This window comes from Bartonella heixiaziensis, assembly GCF_046245125.2.
In the GTDB taxonomy this organism is placed as follows: domain Bacteria; phylum Pseudomonadota; class Alphaproteobacteria; order Rhizobiales; family Rhizobiaceae; genus Bartonella; species Bartonella heixiaziensis.
The window spans coordinates 1,392,554-1,409,119 of the sequence record NZ_CP176404.1 but is presented as its reverse complement, the minus strand read 5'-3'; the positions used below and the strand labels follow the sequence as shown (position 1 = coordinate 1,409,119).

The window sequence follows — 16,566 nt, the reverse complement described above, 5'->3', positions numbered from 1 at the left end:
ATAAAAAGATTACCATTCATTTCACCTTAGCATGGATTTTATTTTTTTCAAATACAATGTTGATTGCAAAAAGCATTTTAAATAAAAGGGCTGAATTTTAGAGTGATCAAGAAGACTTTACAAAAAAAGCTGTACAGAGTGTACAGCTTTTTGTTTTATACTTTCTGAACTACAAGTTTTTAAAACTTGAAAGAGTCTCTACGGCTTCTGTAACCGTAATAGCCAAACACACTCGAAATAATGGCACCAATCAAGCTGCCTAGAAAGCCCCACCATCCCATATGTGATGCTTTTGTAACGGCTTTATTCGCAGTATGACGGGCATCTTTTATCGAGCTATCAAGCTTTTTAGACAGTGTTTCAGCTTGTTCTTCAAGGGCTTCAATTGCCTGAGCAGTTTTTTCCTCTGCTGTTTGATAAATATGAAGCGCATTGTTGGCAGTTTTTTGTGCTTCCGCACGTGACATGCCATTGTTCATAAGGCCATTGATGATATCGCTTCGATCAAATTTTGCTGTGATGGCTTCTATACGATCAGAAAGGCGGTCACTGAGATCTTTCAGATATGTGCGATAATGAGAAGGATCCTTCTTAAAAGCTGTTATCGCAGAACTAATATCGTTGAGAGCTGCCTGATAGGACTTCTTTAAACGTTCAGGGTTGAGAGCAGGAATGTCACTTTTGTTGAGCAGTGTGTGCAATTCACCGCGTAGTTTATCAAAATCAACGCCATGATCTATTTTCGTTGTTAAAAACTTTTCAAAGTTTTCGCCATTGAATTTTGAAAGAAGGGGGGAAATATTCGTTTTGAAGCTGTCTACGGTTTGTTGAACCATGGAACTGTTTTCTAGGGCAGCTTTAGCGCCTATTTTTGTTGTACTTGAAACCACATGAATGGCTTGGAGGGTCATGAAAAGTGTTAATAGAGCCCAAGTGAGAAAGCCGTGAAGGGTCCCTGACGATTCTGCAAAACGTCCAGCAACAAATCCTCCCAAAGCAAGGCTGATCAGTGCAATGATAAGAGAGCCAATGCCAAAAGACAAAAAAGAGCCTTCAAAAGGGGTTGAAGAGGTGAGGTCCATTTGACTTAAGCCTAATGCTGCAACTAGAAAAGAGAGGCAGATTGAGGTGGCGAGGGCTGTCACCAGCCCAGCAAAGATTGCGGACCATGAAATGGGTGTGTAAAAGAGTGGATACTTTTCTTCTAGTGAGGTTTCTCCTAGAAAATGTGTATCGAATGATGTTTCTTCTGGAATGCGGGTTTCCATGTGTTTATCTCCTTGAATAATGCTGGAGATAAAATGCATCTTTAGCAATTATGTTCCAAAAGTGAATAGATATGCGCCAAAAAGGACGGGAAATACCGAAAACAAGACGGTAATCATTACTTAAAATTCTTCCCACATGACTCTAGTTTAGAACTGATATACCAGTTCATCGAGAATTTTAGTTGATGGGAGATAAACGGTCTATAGGGAATAAAGGAATGGGTATCTTTCCCCCTTAGCTAAAAGTAAGCTCTCTTAATGCTTTTCTTTCAAGTAATGTCCCTGATATTGCTTTGAGAAAACTTTGTAAACGCTTCTCCATAATTGATTGTATGTAAAGGTAAAAATTAAAATTTTAGGTTTTTTATATTGCACTTATAATTAAAAGCATGCTTCAATTCAAAAAGGCTATGAGAGTTAAAAGAGAAGGAAGAAACATTAGTGTTCTAAGCTGTTTTCCCTTCCACTTTAATAGGTACAAGTAATTGGTACGTGGTTAGCTGTTATATTCATTAATCGCTTCTCCTTGCTTTCTAAATTAGATGCAGAATGATTTATAGGACTTTGATTATATGATATCTGTCAATAGCTTAGGAAATAAACTTTGTGATGGTTATGTAGAATGAAAATCTAACAAAATGGATAAGATGAATTTAGATTTTAGGGGGCAGAAGCACAGTTTGCTTTATGATATTAGTGGGCTATTAAGTTTATTTGCTCAATTATTTGTGTTTATAAAGACTTCTCCATGAGCCATTATTATATGCTGTATTGTTACAATAATATTTGCGTGGGTAGTTTTGAGGAGATGGAGTTTGGGAGCGTTTTTGTTGATGATATCAATGAAAAAAGCTGATGACGATAGGGTAACATGAATACAACAAAGTGCGCTATTTTGGATTGGAAAATATATTTCTGAAGGGGAGTTTTGGTCTTTTAGCTTCTTTTGCGCATAGTTTTAAAATTGCAATTTGCTATGCTTTAAATTTAATTGTAGAGTGAAGCACTAAGTGTTTATTTACGTGTTGAGTGTGCGTGCGGATCAGACATTGGATTTATGTATCAACAAGATGACTTATTCTCGAATAAAGTAAAAGAATAAATAAAATTTATTGTTTTATTCTCTGTGGATAAAATTAAAATAGACTTATATTTATAAATATAAATTATTATTTTACTATACACGTAAAATTTAAATATTTTTAAATTTAAGAAATGTGACTTTCCTGATGAAACATAAATATACATTACCATTCATTATACTTATCGTATGTTTGTCAACAGGAGGTTTGATTTCTACCGATATTTTTTTACCAGCACTGGGAGAGATGCGTCAATATTATCAAGTGACACAATCTCAAATTCAGAATGCCGTGGCAGTTTTTTTGTTGGCATTGGCACTTGGACAGCTCATTTATGGGCCGCTGAGTGATAATTTTGGGCGTAAAAAAACACTTCTATTGGGCTTATTTTTGTGGTTATTTACGACACTTGGTGTGATTTATACGGTTCATATTCACGCTTTTCTTGTGTTACGTTTTTTGCAAGGTCTTGGTGCTTGTGCGGGTATCGTCTTAAGTCGTGCAATTATCAATGATTTATTGGATAAAAAAGCGGCCGGAAAACTTTATTTGATTGTTTTCCCTTTTATTGGAATGTCACCAGCACTTGCACCTTTCATTGGTGGACTTTTGATACAAGCTTTTCATTGGCAGGCAACTTTTATCTTTTTAAGCTTTTTTATATTTTTGACCATTTTGCTGTGTTATTTTGTGCTCACGGAAACTCTGCCTCCTCAAAAACGTCAGCGTTTTTCTCCTGTAGGATTTCTTAAGGGGAGTTTAGCCGTTATAAAAAATAAACAGTTTATCTTTTACGCGCTTATTCCGTGTTTTTCTTATGCGGCCTATTTTGCTTATATTGTGGAATCTCCTTTTTTACTCACAATATTGGGTTTATCACCTGTCTATATTGGCTATAGCTATGTCGGGGTTTCTCTCCCCTATATTTTAGGGAATCTCGTGGCGCGGTGGTTTTTTCAACGAGAGTCTATGGAAAGGACTGTGCGGCGGGGATATATTATTTTTGTTATAGGGGGGCTGCTCTTTGCTCTACAAATGTATGTGAGCCCATGGCCCCTTGTGACAAGTTTTATGGCTATTGCTGTTCTTACTTTTGGTAATGGTTTTTTATTGCCATTAGGGACAGCATTGGCTATTTCATCACATCCGCAAGCTGCTGGAGCTGCATCTGGTATGATGGGGGCTTTACAATTAGGGAGTGCTGCATTGAGTGCTGCGGTTATTGGAAAGATATCTGGGCACAATCCACAAACTATGGCAGCTTTATTGGCTTCCTGTTGTCTACTAGGCTTTATAATTTATATCTGCAAAGCGCGTAGTTTTATGCATTCGGAAATGGACTGAGTGAGATGCGAAACAGAGAGCATCATGAATAAACGTTTTGGTGTTATTTTGCTTGAATGGAAGTGATCATAGCTTGAGAATGGATTTTAATTAAGCTGGTGGCATTGAGGATACTTAAAATTTATTTTAGCTTATTTAATTTTAGTATAATTGGTTATTCTTAGCGATTTTACGGGGAGGGGAGTTTGTGCGTGATAGAGATTCACCATGTTTAGGTTTTCAGAGTTATCTTCACTGGGGATGTTGTTACTATAATCTATATTTTAAAACAAAGGGGGCGTGAGATAAATAATGAGCCTTCGTGTTGTTATTCTTTCTCCTGTGATGCCAATTTGGGATCATGGTGTTTTTTGTTCTTCCTTTACAAAGCTATGTTTGGCAAGAGGATTTCCAATTACCCTACTCGATACACTGTCCCTTTTTCCCAGTAACTCTAATTTTTGTAATAACTTTCCTATGGGAATTTTGCCTTTTATTACAGAGAAACTTGAAAGATATTTTAAATAACCTTCAATTCTTGTGGTTTTTTCTATGGCTGGAATGTTAGTACAGATATTGGCTGCGCAACTTCCAAATGTTCGAGTTTTGCTTGCCGTGAATGCGCCAGGCTATCCAGATGCTCTTTTGCAACGGCGTGTTGGATGTGTTCTTAATTTTTAAAAAAATAAAGATTTGTCAGGAGCTCTAGAAGCACTCAATGCTTTTATGCACCCTCGTGGAATTATTAAAAAAAGAACCTTATTGGAGATTCCTGATGCACAAGAAAGCATAGCCATTGAACGTATGACAAGAGGATTTAAATTGTTGTTGGGAATGGATGCTCGAAATGAGATTATCAAGTACACTGGAAAGTTTTTAGCTTTGGTAGGTGAAAAGTCGCAACTTGCAACCGTAGATAATCAAACAAGAAGTCATTGTTTCAATCATGAATATAAGATTATCTATGGGGCTGGTACGTGTTTGTGGGATGATAATCCTGTTATGACGAATAGAATTCTTGCTGAATGGATGAGTGGATTATGAAAAAGAAAGTTCTTGTGTTACCTGGTGATGGGATAGGACCAGAGGTTTGTGATGCTGCGCTGATGGTCTTAGAGCAATTCCAATTGCCGATTGAATTAACTTATGGCGATATTGGTTGGGAATGTTGGAAACAGGAAGGAGATCCTGTTCCTCAAGCGACGTGGCAAAAAATCACTGAGAGTGATGCCGTTTTGCTTGGTGCTGTGACCAGTAAAGGAAAAGAAGCTGCTTTAAAAGAACTTGAGCCGCATTTACGAGAGAAAAAACTTGCCTATGTGTCGCCGGTTATTCAACTTCGCCAAAAGTTAGATCTGTTTGCCAATGTACGCCCTTTCAGATACATCTTTGGTCCGAGAAAGCCTTTCCATTTTTGTGTTATCAGAGAAAATAGTGAAGGTCTCTATGCGGGATTAGATTTTCGGGGTATAACATCTGAGACAGCGGCATGGTTAAAACATCCCAATTTAGAAAAATATGGTCTTGAGGAGGCGGCGTGGACAGTCCGTTTGCAAACACGCTTTGGTTTAGAGCGGTTGTTTGAATGCGCTTTTTCTTATGCACGGGAATATGGTTTGAGGCGGGTTACTTTTGCCGATAAGCCAAATGTTATGCGGGAGAGTGGTCAATTTGCTCAAGAAATTTTTGAGAAAATTGCTCAAAATTATCCAGAAATTGAAGCAGACATTCACAATGTAGATGCGGTTGCTTTGTGGATAGCAACCAAGCCAGAGCAATTTGGGGTGATTGTTGCTGAAAACATGTTTGGCGATATTCTCTCTGATCTTGCCGCTGGAGTCATGGGAGGATTAGGGCTTGCTCCTAGTGTGAACGTGGGAAACAGAATTGCTTATTTTGAGCCTGTTCATGGCAGTGCACCACGTATTGCTGGACAAAATAAAGCAAATCCTTCTGCGATGCTTTATACCACGGCTTTACTTCTAGACCATTTAGGTTTTAAAGATGCCGCACAACAATTATCTGAGAGTGTTGATCAGGTTATTCGTGCTGGAAAAACTGTATCTTACGATCTAGGAGGCTTAGCTTCTACACGTCAAATGGCTGAAGCTGTTCTCAAATCTGTTGTAAATCCTGTCTCTGTTTGTCGTGCTGCGATTATTACTGTTGGTGATGAACTTCTTTCAGGGCAATATTTGAATACAAATTTGCAGGATTTGAGTCAGAGCTTGAATAAAAGAAATATTCAAGTCACGCGTCATTTTGTTTGCGCTGATCAATTACAACAAATTAGTGAGACAGTGATTGCTTGTCTTGGGCAAGAAGATCTTATCATTATCAGTGGGGGATTGGGACCAACATCAGATGACATAACACGTGATGCGGTTGCAAAAGCCGTGCAGCAACCTTTGTTACATCACGAAGATGTTTGGCAAACAATAAAAGGTCAATTACAACGATTAGGGATTACGGCGGATAAGAGTAATGCCCGTCAAGCATTGTTTCCTGAAACGGCAACCGTGCTTGATAATCCTACAGGCACAGCTCCAGGGTTTTATCTCTCTTGCGATGGAAGTACGCTTGTTGTTTTGCCTGGTCCACCATCACAGGCTCTTGCACTTTTAGAGAATTATTTAGAAAACAATGAGAAGAAATATTCTCCTGTATCGCGTGCTCAATATGCATGGACTTTGATTGGAATTGATGAAAGTACCATTGCGCAGTGGGTTGATTGTCATCTTGAAAATGAACCATTTGAACGGCATTTTTTATGGAAAAGTCCTTATGTTCTTGTGCAGCTTGTTGGTCAGTCATCGGCACCTTTGGCACAGCATTTAATCGAACAATTTGAAGATCATTTTCGTCCATATTTGGTTGGTGCAGAAGTTACTACTGCTCGTGAACAATTGGAAAAGCATACAGAGGTTCATTGGTCTGTCAATGATCCATATCTTTTAAAATATTTTCAACCAATAGAAAAAGGGATAAAAGATATTCAACAAATTGAGGTTGAGGTTAGCTTGTCACCTTCTTTGGAGACATTAGAAAACCAGAAGGAAAGTCTTGGACATGCTACCATGACTGTACGGATAAAAGGCTATGGTGAGGATCATATTTCTTTTCCCTATACGCGACCACTTCTAGGCGTGGTCTTACAGGAATATGCGGCTTGGACTGTTTTAAAAACATATTTGAAAACGGAGGGTGATGGTCAATAATATCTTATGAGATTAATGCAAAAATACGCAAACAAAATTATTTGCTGTATCCTCTTTATCGTTTAAAATTTTTAAGGTATGAAAAAATATTATTTCTATAGCTTTATTTTGAGAAAAAATCTATGGAGCGTATTCTTTAAAGAGATATTTCAGCTGTGTCTCTCGAGCCTTTTTTCTGTCTGGTTTGTGAATGGCATAATGCAAGTTTCATTGCTACCACTTCCTTTACGTTGATAAACAAGCCAGCTACATCATTATCTTTACCAGTTTCCAATGTTGTGCACCCCTTGTAGTAAGATGGTTGATGAAGGGCACATTTAGTTCTTTCACCAATGATTTTTATTCACATGTCAATCCCTCTCTTGATCTCTGATTAAACAGTTTTTGCTTATTGAATGTAAGAGTTTGAGATAAAAAATCTTACTGTATTGGGTGTTCGCATTTACATTGCAAATGATGGACTATCTTTATAAATCAATCTATTGATTTTAAGATGCAGAGGGAATTTAAAAATTTAAGGGAGATAGAATTCTTTATTGAACAAAGAAAGAATCTTTATCGCTTTTGTTATACTCAAAAAAAAGCCTTTAAATTCCATTGAAATAGACGTCCATGAAAGATTAATTGCACATATGATTAACCAACTTTTTGTCAAGAAATTGCCGCAAAGTTTTTTAAGGGTATTTTTTGATGGGTTAGAAGTATTGTGGTGAAAGTGAATGCGCTTGGCCACTCGTAATAGGAGCTGCAAATTGTGACTATAAATTATTTCAGATTTATAACAAAAATAACTTTGTAATTTGCATGGTTTAGATAAATATTAAATGAGTAGTTTTGTAAAAATTATATTAAGAAAGTAAATTGTTAAAAAGTATTTTTAATATTTATGTAATATTTTTATTATTGTCTATTGATAAATATTGATATTTTATGGTTTTTTTATAATTGTTTTGTTTTGTATATATTTTATTGTTCATGTAAATACTAATAACTTATTAGCTATGTATTTAAAATAATTGTTCTCCAATGATGTTAAAGCTCGTTTTGAATATGATCTGTTGTAATGTGTGATGGCACGAGTGAATTAGACAAAAAGAAAGGATTTTTCTATGTATCATATTGATTATAATAGTTATCGTTCTGTCAAAAGCTTTAGTCGTCGTGTTCATTTTCTTGTAATGCATTACACCTCTATTGACTTTAAAGCTTCTATTGAAGCTCTTACAGGGCTTAAGGTCAGTGCTCACTATCTTGTGCCTGATCCTTCAGAAAAAACGTATATTGAAGCGGGGTTTAAGGATATGCGTATTTTTAATCTCGTTGATGAAAACGAACGTGCATGGCATGCTGGTGTTAGCTCATGGGCTGGACGTAATAATCTGAATGATACATCTATTGGCATTGAAATAGTCAATTTAGCGACTAAACATACAGATTGTTTTGAGGAAACGTATATTAAAGCAGGATTGAAGGATATGCGTTGTTTTAATCCGGTTGATAAAGGCGAGCGTGCACAACATGTTGGTGCTCACTTACTGTCCGAGGATAGCAAATTAAATGATAAAACTGTTGAGCTTGGGTCGGTTGATTTAGTTCCCTATGATAATGAGGCATGTACATTTCCTCCCTATAATCCGATACAGATTGATGCTGTTAAACAGCTTGCGTTGAATATCCTCCAACGTTATCCAGATATTATGCCAACCGATGTCGTTGGACACAGTGATATTGCTATTGGGCGAAAAAGTGATCCAGGGGCTGCTTTTCCTTGGAAAGAACTTTATGAAGCGGGTATAGGCGCATGGTATGATGATGAATTGAAAGATCACTACCAGAAGAAGTTCTGTAAGAGTTTTCCAGCTAAAGTGGATATTTTAGCTAAATTAAAACAATATGGATACGATATTTCGGTTGCCTGTACAGAAAGCGGATATAAGGATTTAATACGAGCTTTTCAGCTTCATTTTCGTCAAGATAATTATGATGGGGTTCTCGATGTTGAAACAGTAGCAATTATTTATGCATTGGTAGATAAGTATTTTCCGTCGAGTTAATTCAACTTGTCTTAATTTAGATGCGTATAATTACCACAGTATCGTTTTATTTTTTTAACAGTGGTCTTTTAGTCTCAGGAGATTGGTTCTTATGTGAAAGAAAGAAGATTACTTGTGGTGTGAGCAAAAAATGGTAAGCATAGGAATTAATGGGAAAAAGAAGAAAAGCCGGCTTGGCTTGTAGAGGCAAACTTTAAGGTCCTGTTTCTTTACCATAGTGGACACACTTCTCATTAAAAAAAGATACATCAAGTTAAAGTGTTGTGCACAATACAAAAGAATATGGTCACCAAGAGTGCGTAGAGAAGAAGTGGCATGTTAGATTAATGCACATCTATAATACCAGATATGAAAAGCAAAGATTGCTGGATTTACATTTTGGGCGTGCAAGCAAAAACCGACAATGCGTGAAAGAAGAGAGCAAAAAAGGCACATATATTGCGAAAATGGAGGTGTCATACCCCCATAATTTTGAAAATATATCCAGCTTGTTTTTGATGACGCTAGGGTGGGAGGTGTCTGCATAATTTTGATAATCAATACAATGATAAAAATTTATATTCTTTGAATCACGTGTGAAAAACCTATGGCGTGTGTGTAGCAGTATTCATCTGGTTAATTTGTTCGGACACATTTTGAAAAGTGAGCCGTTTTTTATCAGAGATAGCATCTTATAAATATCACGAGATATTGTTATGATTATCACAGATGGGGTTTTAAAAAATAAAAACTGGCAACAGACGCTGCCAGTTTTAAAAAAGTGTAGATTTACAAGATTAGAATGAACGCTGGAAGCGGATCATCCCTTGAAAAGCACTTTTTCCATTCAGAGCATGTGTATATGCAGTATCCCCATTTACGCTCTTGAGAGTGCGATCATCGTTCCAAGAAACATAAGTCAGTTCAGGTGTAATCACGAAGCCTGGAACCAGCGTGTATTGAACATTCACAGAAGTTGCAAAAGTCTTTACAGCGCTATAAGAAACTTGAGCATTCAAATTTGCTTTTGGAGTAAGCTTGTAAGTTGCACCAGCCCAAGCAGCCCATTTGCCTCCCCAGTTTGCATAAATTGTTGTGTTCCGTCGTGACAACGCGTTTTCATCATCTACAGTGTAGTAATCAACACTGTTTTTATAACCGCCCATTACCCAAAGGTTCAAACGATCATTAACATTGAAGTCCATGCGCACTTTACCAGCCCACTTTTTATAATAAGCATCGTAAGCAGCAACCGTTGAAAAACCACCCCACTTTTGCATAAACTTCACACCCAAAACAAAGTTTGGAGTATATTTTTTTATTCCTTTACTTGGAAGGATATCCTCAGAAACAGCATCAATTTTATCATCTTTATCGATGTAGTAATATGTACCACCTTCGGCGGAAGCAGGATCGACGAAATTAGTGTCAGCATTGCCTAATTCAGTTCCGATAATGGCAGAAAAGCCAGTGTCGCCACTAAAGGTGTAAGAAATAAAATTGGTGCGTGTAACGCCTGCTGGTGCTATATTGTCATCATTGAGAACGTTTCCATAGCCACCCGTCCAGCTATTGAAAATTGTGTCATCAAGACCTACACGAAAACCACCAAGTTCAATATAAGCAGCTGCGAGTTTTGCTCCAGCATTGTCTCTACCATTCCCCCAGTTCGAGTAGATGCGTGCATAGGAGCGAAGTGTTCCCAGCTCTGTTTCAGAAGCAGCTTGAAACACAAGGGTTAATCGTGATGATGCGCCGTAGGTTTTCCTTTTTTTAGCGAACTCGGCGTTGCTTGTCGCATCAACATTGTCACCACCTGTAAAATCAGCGCGGACATTTCCTGATAAACGCATACAGGTCTCTGTTCCAGGGATATAGAAATACCCTTTGCCATATGCATCGCAAACGCGAACAAATTCTACAGGCTCTGGTTCGGCAATAACTGTGGAAGCTGCTTGCGCTCCAGAAATTGCTATAAAAGCCGCTGTAGAGCTTAAAAAGAGGGATTTAATATTCATAGTGGATCTCCAATGAAAGGTATTTTAATCTCTTTAGGGAATATTATTTTTTAACTCATTAAAAAACAGAGTGAAATAATATGATACTTATGATTCTAGCTATACTGATCTTTTTTAGATATACAAATATGAAATTGTCTTTTTGAAGGGTGTTCCTGTACTATTCAAGACAATGTGGTAGAAAAGTCACGATTTTTTATTTGTTAACTTTTTATATGACTAGATCAATTGATCTGATTAGATCAAAAAAAGAAAAATCTCAGATATTTTTGAAAAAAATCGAAAATGTCTTGAACTTTCTGTTGATACCATTTATGCACTCCCTTGGAGAGGTGGCCGAGTGGTCGAAGGCGCTCCCCTGCTAAGGGAGTAGGGCTCAAAAGGCTCTCGAGAGTTCGAATCTCTTCCTCTCCGCCATTTTTAGTAAAATCAATGATTCATAAATAGAGTTGGAAATTTTAAGTTCTTTGATTCTTTTAATTTGTTTTGTGCCTATTCCTAATCTTTTTGTAGCTTTATTATCGCTTCGAGGGAGTAATCTCTTAGAACCCTTACTTTTGCTATAAAGCGATACTGTACTATCTTTTGTCCACTCAAAACGCACTTTTTATTTACAAAATCGTAATTCCTGCATTTGCTACACGCATTATTGTTACGTCTGCTTTTAAATTTCCAACGTATTGCACACTCCACAAAACAGGGAGCTCAAACTTTCTTTGACGTGTTTATTTCTTCTTTCCCTGCAAATGAACGGTTCATCGCTAATAGGTCTAATTTTAAAGGTTTCTGCTCATTCGAGCAAAATTGGAAGAAAAATGTCCGTTTGAAATTGGTCCTTTTCTGTTACGTTTTTCCAGATGATTTAAACAGTGTTGCTACAACGCAAATCTGTACAGAAAGAACACCAATCCAAACACGTTCATAAATTCTAAAATTCCACTATTCGTATATTTTCTACGTTTTTTGCTGTTCCAATAGAAGAGAAGATATATTGTTTTCTATGGTACATATAGAATCCAATCTCTTTCTTAGATTTAGGATATGCATCTTTATAATTCAGAAAGCACGATTTTGTCGTCGTCAAAGAACTTTCTCATTTCATAAGTTTTGAGTTCTTATACTTGGATCTAAGACGCATACGTATATACCATATGATTTTGCCTCGCTGCGTGATTTTAAAAGATGAGGTGCTGGATTGAGTAGACTTATTGATCATGTGGATCTCAATGTTTTGATTAAATTCTTTACAACGAAAAAGCGATCATCTGTCGGTAATAGACCAATAGATATCGCTAAAAATTCCTCTAAAAGAAATTGTGATTCATAATACATTGTAGGGAATTGTACTAAAATCCTATTTCCAAACCTTTATTCATGTATCCCGAATTTAAAAAAAGATATACAAAATCAATAAATCATATGTAATATAAACGCATATGGTGCCCAAAAGAGTTCAATAATTTTCAATAAAATAAATGAGTTATTACGATATGGGGGAAATTTATCATTATTGATTCCATTAATGTTTTTTATAGCATTATCCCTCATTTTTTTGGAGCTTTTTTATAGCTTCTATGGCTAGCCTTTTGCGATCTGCGCTTTTTGTATAAAGAGATGCCATGTTGTCGTCTGTCCATCCAAAAATTGCTTTGAGTTGTGATACTGTTGCACCAGAGTTAGCTGCGCGTGTTGCTGCTAATTTTCTTAAGCCATGTGCTGATTTTTTGATTCCCGCCGCATTACACGCTTCACGAAATAAGTTTCCAAAACTTTCTTTTACGAGTTTATTTCCGTTTTTTCCGCAAATGAATGTTTCATTTCCAATAGGACCAATTTTTAGAGTTTCTGCTAATTCAGGCAAAATGGGTAGAAAAACATCTGTTTGGAATTTACTTTTCTCTGTCTTGAGATGAATGATATTATCTTTGACATCTTTCCAACCAATTCGGACCGCATCACCACGACGCAAACCCGTGTAAAGAAGAACATCAATCCAGACGCGTTCATGTGAACCATGTGACCAATGGTGATAATATTTTTCAACATCTTCTTCTGTCCAAACAGCAAATCCATCTTTGTTGTTGAGAGGAGGTCTTTTTATTCCTAAAGCTGGGTTATTCTCCAGAAGTTCTTGATCGATCGCCCAATTAAAAAGTCCATTAAGGGCTTTTAGAAAATTTTGGGCAGCTGTTGGTTTTTCTTTGCGGCGTTCAACACCCGCTGTAATATGTGATTTCTTTATTTCTCTGTATGGAATGTTTCCTATAGCATCACATACCTTCATAAGGATAAGTTCTCTTTGTCTTTTCGTAGCTTTAGCAAGGCTATGCCAATGAACGCTGTTAAAGTATTGTTTAAGCAGCCATGCAAATGACCCTTCAACAAGTTTACCTACTTTAGGTTTTGGGGGGATGATGCCTTGTAACTCGGCAAGTGCGCTTTTGTAGTTATCAACAAACTCTTGCGTTCCATAGATACCGCGGATTCTAATGCGTTTGCCATGACCAATACGTACATACCATACAATTTTGCCATGTTGAGTAATTTGTTTAACGAGATGAGGAGGACGTGGTTTAGGCATGGTATTTTACATTTTTAAGAGTAAAGACTCGTAATCTTCATTCTTTTTCAAATCTAATAATTTAGTAGTATGCGCTGCAGAACTTGGTATTGGGATATTTTTTTTAAGATAGATAAGCAGTTCCCCTGTAGGTTTGATTTCTATTAATTCGCACTTTTGTTTTTTAGCTGCTCGTAAAGCGCGTGCAATAGTTGGTTGTGTTATGGTCGGTGGGCGGTGTGGCATGTCTTTTCTCCTTACGTTTAGATGCAATTCCCCCGTGGCGTGAATCACGCTTGTGTTGAAAGTTGTTAGGAAAGGGTGGGGGTGCTAGGAGGTATTTGTGAAGAGAAGCACCCCCATAAGGTTAAGCAGCTTTTGTTGAGAGTTGTTTTATCTCTCGTTCTATCTCTGCTAAAAAGGCTTCAACAGCTTGATTGATCTGTTCAATTTGTTGATCATCACGGAGAACACGCTTGACTTTCATGCGCAAGTGAAAGGATTCCTCCGCAAAACGTGGGTCATAGCTTACGAAATCACACCATTTTCGTTCTGTACAAGCCATTTGGAATTGCATTTGTGCGTGATATTCTGGTTTGATTTCATCATCTATACAAAAGCGCATATGTGTTACTGATCTCGGGCATTTGACTTCGATTAAACCGTCTTCTCCAATAAGCCCATCAGGGCTTGCCCCCGCCATTTCTATTGTTGGGTGCTGGATAAATCCGCATCTTGTTATATCGGCATCATAAATGAAGCCATATTCTCTCAAGGCATCATCTTCATGTTCGATACCCCATCTCATATCTTCAGTTTCATAATAGGGGCTTGTTTCTCTTGTTAAGCGCTCTGTTATGAGTTTGATTTTGTAGTCTTCATATTTGCTTGTAGGCAATCCTTTTGTAGTTTTACTGAGTATGTTGTAAATGTTTGATGCGGTGACTTTACCCAAGCGCGCTTGAAACCATTCTGCTGTTCTTTGTTCCATCTCACACCGCCGTTCTTTGTTCTTGTTGTGTTGGTGCATATTCTATATCTTGGACGTGAATATATTCGGCATCTTGTATAGGCGCCTCTATTTGCTTTTGTTGTAGGAAAGATTGTTCTTTTTCATGCTGTCTCTTTTGCAAAACATCCAAAATCCTTTGTGCTCTTTCATCAGGAAGATCTTCAAGCCTGTCGACTCGTCCATACTTAAGCACTTTTTCCTCTTCTGTTTGAGTGATGTTTATTAATTGTTTGATTTGCGTAAGCACGTCATAAGAAACTAACTTCGTTTGTACGTTATGGTTTGCTTCATGGATACGTGCGGCTTCATCTTCTTCATAAATACCGGAAAGTCCGAAAGCATAGCGAGCACATTGTATAGTAGCTTTATGGCGCAACATACGTGCTGGATATTTTTGCCATGCTTCACTGTGCTTTTGTTCGCATTCTTTGAGATATTCGGTGACTTCGATAGGGTCTTTAATGCCTTTGAGATGAATAGCACATTTGATAGCAACGATATTCCCATCCTCATTGAGTTGATCTTGAAAGGTCATGCCATCAAAGTCAGGATTTGATTTGATGATCTTTATCCAACCGTCGATAGAAACAACAGGGATCATGCCGCCGCCTTTTTTAGGAAATACATAAATTTCTTTAGTTAAAGGGTTAAGGCCATAAGCTTTGGCAACAAAAAGAAAAATAGCAAATTCTGCATCATTGATGACACTAGCATTTTTATCTCCAATACAAGTTTTCATGATTGTGGTTCGAAATTCTTCAGCAGAAAATCCATATTTTCCTGCTATTTCTTTTAAAAAAGTGGAATTTGTCATCTTGATTTCCTCCATTGCGCGCAATTCACCCGTGGCGTGAATCACGCTTGTGTTTAAAAATGGTTGGTTGTTAGAAAGTGCTTATACGCTCTGTCTTTTCCTAGGGATATGTTCGGCTTTTCTATTAACTAATATGTGTGTTGCCTGAAATACATGTGTTACCACATACAACAGTATCACCACCAATATGAGCTTTTTCACAAATTTTGGCATTGCCGTGAATTTCGGCTATTCCGTAAACTTGCGCATTATCGAAAATATGTGCATTGGATTCAACACAAGCGTTTCCAAAAACATTAGCATTTCCATAAATACGTGCATTACATGAGATACGTGCTCGTCCAAATACTTGTGCATTCTCATAAATTTTAGCATTACTGCAAACCTTTGCCCTATCCCCAACCCAACAATCGCCCTCATGAGAGAGGTTACCTTCATGCTCTATATAACCGCCTAGGTCACCTTTCTTGACCTTTCCAAAGTTTCTCAGTGCACGGATGCGACGAACTAGTCGACGATAGAGAATGTCTATTTCATCAGTAAGTTCGTATTTTTTTTCCATGGTTTATTGCCTCTCGCCCGTTGTGATGATTTCATCATTGATGATCTCTGCGTTTCCATGAATAAATGCATCACCATAGATTTTGGCATTTCCCCCAACTTTTGCTCTGATGGAAATCAATGGACTGTCATAGATTTTAGCATTTCCATAAATTTCAGCTTTTCCACTAATAAATGCACCACCGGAAACTTGTGCATTTTCGTAGATTTGTGCACTGGCAAAAACATGAGCATGTCCAAAAATCTGCGCATTGCCAAAAATATTAGTTTCTCCGGTAACAGATGCACTACCAAAAACACATGCATTTTCGTAAATATCAGCAATGTTATAAATATAAGCATCACCATAAACCTTGGCTTTGTCATAAACTCTTGCATGACCATCCACACGAGCGTTTCCATAAACATGTGCATCACCAAAAATCTTGGCATAACCATAGACTTTTGCATCATCACCTACCCAACAATCACCTTCATGACTTAGGTTGTCTTCTTTCTCTATATAGCCTCCTAAATCACCTTGCTTGACGTCCCCCAAATCTCTCAATGCGCGAATGCGGTGGAGAGTTTTGCCCCCAACTTCGATTGTTTCATCAGTAAATTCGTATTTTTTTTCCATGATTTTACTCCTTTAAGTTAGACTCTGCCTTTGTCGTTCTTGCAAAAGAACGGCATTG

At 37.4% G+C, this 16,566-nt stretch carries 11 protein-coding genes, 1 tRNA gene and 1 pseudogene; 5 read left to right on the top strand and 8 right to left on the bottom strand.

What is annotated here, in order from left to right; translation table 11 throughout:
• Positions 1-179: 179 nt before the first annotated feature.
• Complete coding sequence (locus ACKC4Y_RS06230; RefSeq protein ID WP_409360922.1) at positions 180-1,268, bottom strand: DUF3792 domain-containing protein; 1,089 nt, start codon at positions 1,266-1,268, stop codon at positions 180-182.
• 1,229 nt (positions 1,269-2,497) lie between these two features.
• Here ACKC4Y_RS06230 and ACKC4Y_RS06225 point away from each other — a divergent pair.
• From ACKC4Y_RS06225 to ACKC4Y_RS06210, 4 genes and pseudogenes are all read left to right on the top strand, one after another.
• The gene (locus ACKC4Y_RS06225; protein ID WP_409360921.1) at positions 2,498-3,694 is read left to right on the top strand and encodes a multidrug effflux MFS transporter; all 1,197 of its coding nucleotides are present in this window, start codon (positions 2,498-2,500) and stop codon (positions 3,692-3,694) included.
• 291 nt (positions 3,695-3,985) lie between these two features.
• Positions 3,986-4,717 (top strand): annotated as a pseudogene (locus ACKC4Y_RS06220) (alpha/beta hydrolase).
• Positions 4,714-6,891 carry an isocitrate/isopropylmalate family dehydrogenase gene (locus ACKC4Y_RS06215; RefSeq protein ID WP_409360920.1) on the top strand — a complete coding sequence of 726 codons (2,178 nt, stop codon included), beginning with the start codon at positions 4,714-4,716 and terminating at the stop codon, positions 6,889-6,891. The pseudogene ACKC4Y_RS06220 and the gene ACKC4Y_RS06215 overlap by 4 nt, the downstream one beginning before the upstream one ends.
• Before the next feature lie 1,109 nt (positions 6,892-8,000).
• A complete protein-coding gene (locus ACKC4Y_RS06210; RefSeq protein WP_409360919.1) occupies positions 8,001-8,945 on the top strand; it encodes an N-acetylmuramoyl-L-alanine amidase in 945 nt (314 codons plus the stop codon).
• Between the two features lie 776 nt (positions 8,946-9,721).
• Here ACKC4Y_RS06210 and ACKC4Y_RS06205 read toward each other — a convergent pair.
• A complete protein-coding gene (locus ACKC4Y_RS06205; RefSeq protein WP_409360918.1) occupies positions 9,722-10,942 on the bottom strand; it encodes a porin in 1,221 nt (406 codons plus the stop codon).
• A 326-nt stretch (positions 10,943-11,268) separates the two neighbouring features.
• Here ACKC4Y_RS06205 and ACKC4Y_RS06200 point away from each other — a divergent pair.
• Positions 11,269-11,359 (top strand) — tRNA-Ser (locus ACKC4Y_RS06200).
• Between the two features lie 1,120 nt (positions 11,360-12,479).
• On the opposite strand, the gene ACKC4Y_RS06195 is transcribed toward ACKC4Y_RS06200, so the two are convergent.
• The 6 genes from ACKC4Y_RS06195 to ACKC4Y_RS06170 all read right to left on the bottom strand — a co-directional run bounded on the left by ACKC4Y_RS06195 (position 12,480) and on the right by ACKC4Y_RS06170 (position 16,508).
• Entirely contained in the window at positions 12,480-13,523 is a 1,044-nt protein-coding gene (locus tag ACKC4Y_RS06195) for a tyrosine-type recombinase/integrase (protein ID WP_409360917.1), read from the bottom strand.
• Between the two features lie 6 nt (positions 13,524-13,529).
• The gene (locus ACKC4Y_RS06190; protein WP_409360916.1) at positions 13,530-13,748 is read right to left on the bottom strand and encodes a hypothetical protein; all 219 of its coding nucleotides are present in this window, start codon (positions 13,746-13,748) and stop codon (positions 13,530-13,532) included.
• Between the two features lie 121 nt (positions 13,749-13,869).
• Entirely contained in the window at positions 13,870-14,493 is a 624-nt protein-coding gene (locus ACKC4Y_RS06185; RefSeq protein WP_409360915.1) for a lambda exonuclease family protein, read from the bottom strand.
• A gap of 1 nt (position 14,494) precedes the next feature.
• Positions 14,495-15,328: a phage recombination protein Bet gene (bet, locus tag ACKC4Y_RS06180; RefSeq protein WP_409360914.1), complete on the bottom strand. Its 834-nt coding sequence runs from the start codon at positions 15,326-15,328 to the stop codon at positions 14,495-14,497.
• A gap of 124 nt (positions 15,329-15,452) precedes the next feature.
• Positions 15,453-15,890: a hypothetical protein gene (locus ACKC4Y_RS06175; protein WP_409360913.1), complete on the bottom strand. Its 438-nt coding sequence runs from the start codon at positions 15,888-15,890 to the stop codon at positions 15,453-15,455.
• Between the two features lie 3 nt (positions 15,891-15,893).
• The gene (locus ACKC4Y_RS06170; protein ID WP_409360912.1) at positions 15,894-16,508 is read right to left on the bottom strand and encodes a hypothetical protein; all 615 of its coding nucleotides are present in this window, start codon (positions 16,506-16,508) and stop codon (positions 15,894-15,896) included.
• Positions 16,509-16,566 lie beyond the last annotated feature (58 nt).

What these genes read in the sequence shown, in the direction of transcription:
- ACKC4Y_RS06230 (WP_409360922.1), bottom strand. Translation starts at nt 1,268, where the DNA reads ATGGAAACCCGCATTCCAGAAGAAACATCATTCGATACACATTTTCTA.
- ACKC4Y_RS06225 (WP_409360921.1), top strand. Translation starts at nt 2,498, where the DNA reads ATGAAACATAAATATACATTACCATTCATTATACTTATCGTATGTTTG.
- ACKC4Y_RS06215 (WP_409360920.1), top strand. Translation starts at nt 4,714, where the DNA reads ATGAAAAAGAAAGTTCTTGTGTTACCTGGTGATGGGATAGGACCAGAG.
- ACKC4Y_RS06210 (WP_409360919.1), top strand. Translation starts at nt 8,001, where the DNA reads ATGTATCATATTGATTATAATAGTTATCGTTCTGTCAAAAGCTTTAGT.
- ACKC4Y_RS06205 (WP_409360918.1), bottom strand. Translation starts at nt 10,942, where the DNA reads ATGAATATTAAATCCCTCTTTTTAAGCTCTACAGCGGCTTTTATAGCA.
- ACKC4Y_RS06195 (WP_409360917.1), bottom strand. Translation starts at nt 13,523, where the DNA reads ATGCCTAAACCACGTCCTCCTCATCTCGTTAAACAAATTACTCAACAT.
- ACKC4Y_RS06190 (WP_409360916.1), bottom strand. Translation starts at nt 13,748, where the DNA reads ATGCCACACCGCCCACCGACCATAACACAACCAACTATTGCACGCGCT.
- ACKC4Y_RS06185 (WP_409360915.1), bottom strand. Translation starts at nt 14,493, where the DNA reads ATGGAACAAAGAACAGCAGAATGGTTTCAAGCGCGCTTGGGTAAAGTC.
- bet (WP_409360914.1), bottom strand. Translation starts at nt 15,328, where the DNA reads ATGACAAATTCCACTTTTTTAAAAGAAATAGCAGGAAAATATGGATTT.
- ACKC4Y_RS06175 (WP_409360913.1), bottom strand. Translation starts at nt 15,890, where the DNA reads ATGGAAAAAAAATACGAACTTACTGATGAAATAGACATTCTCTATCGT.
- ACKC4Y_RS06170 (WP_409360912.1), bottom strand. Translation starts at nt 16,508, where the DNA reads ATGGAAAAAAAATACGAATTTACTGATGAAACAATCGAAGTTGGGGGC.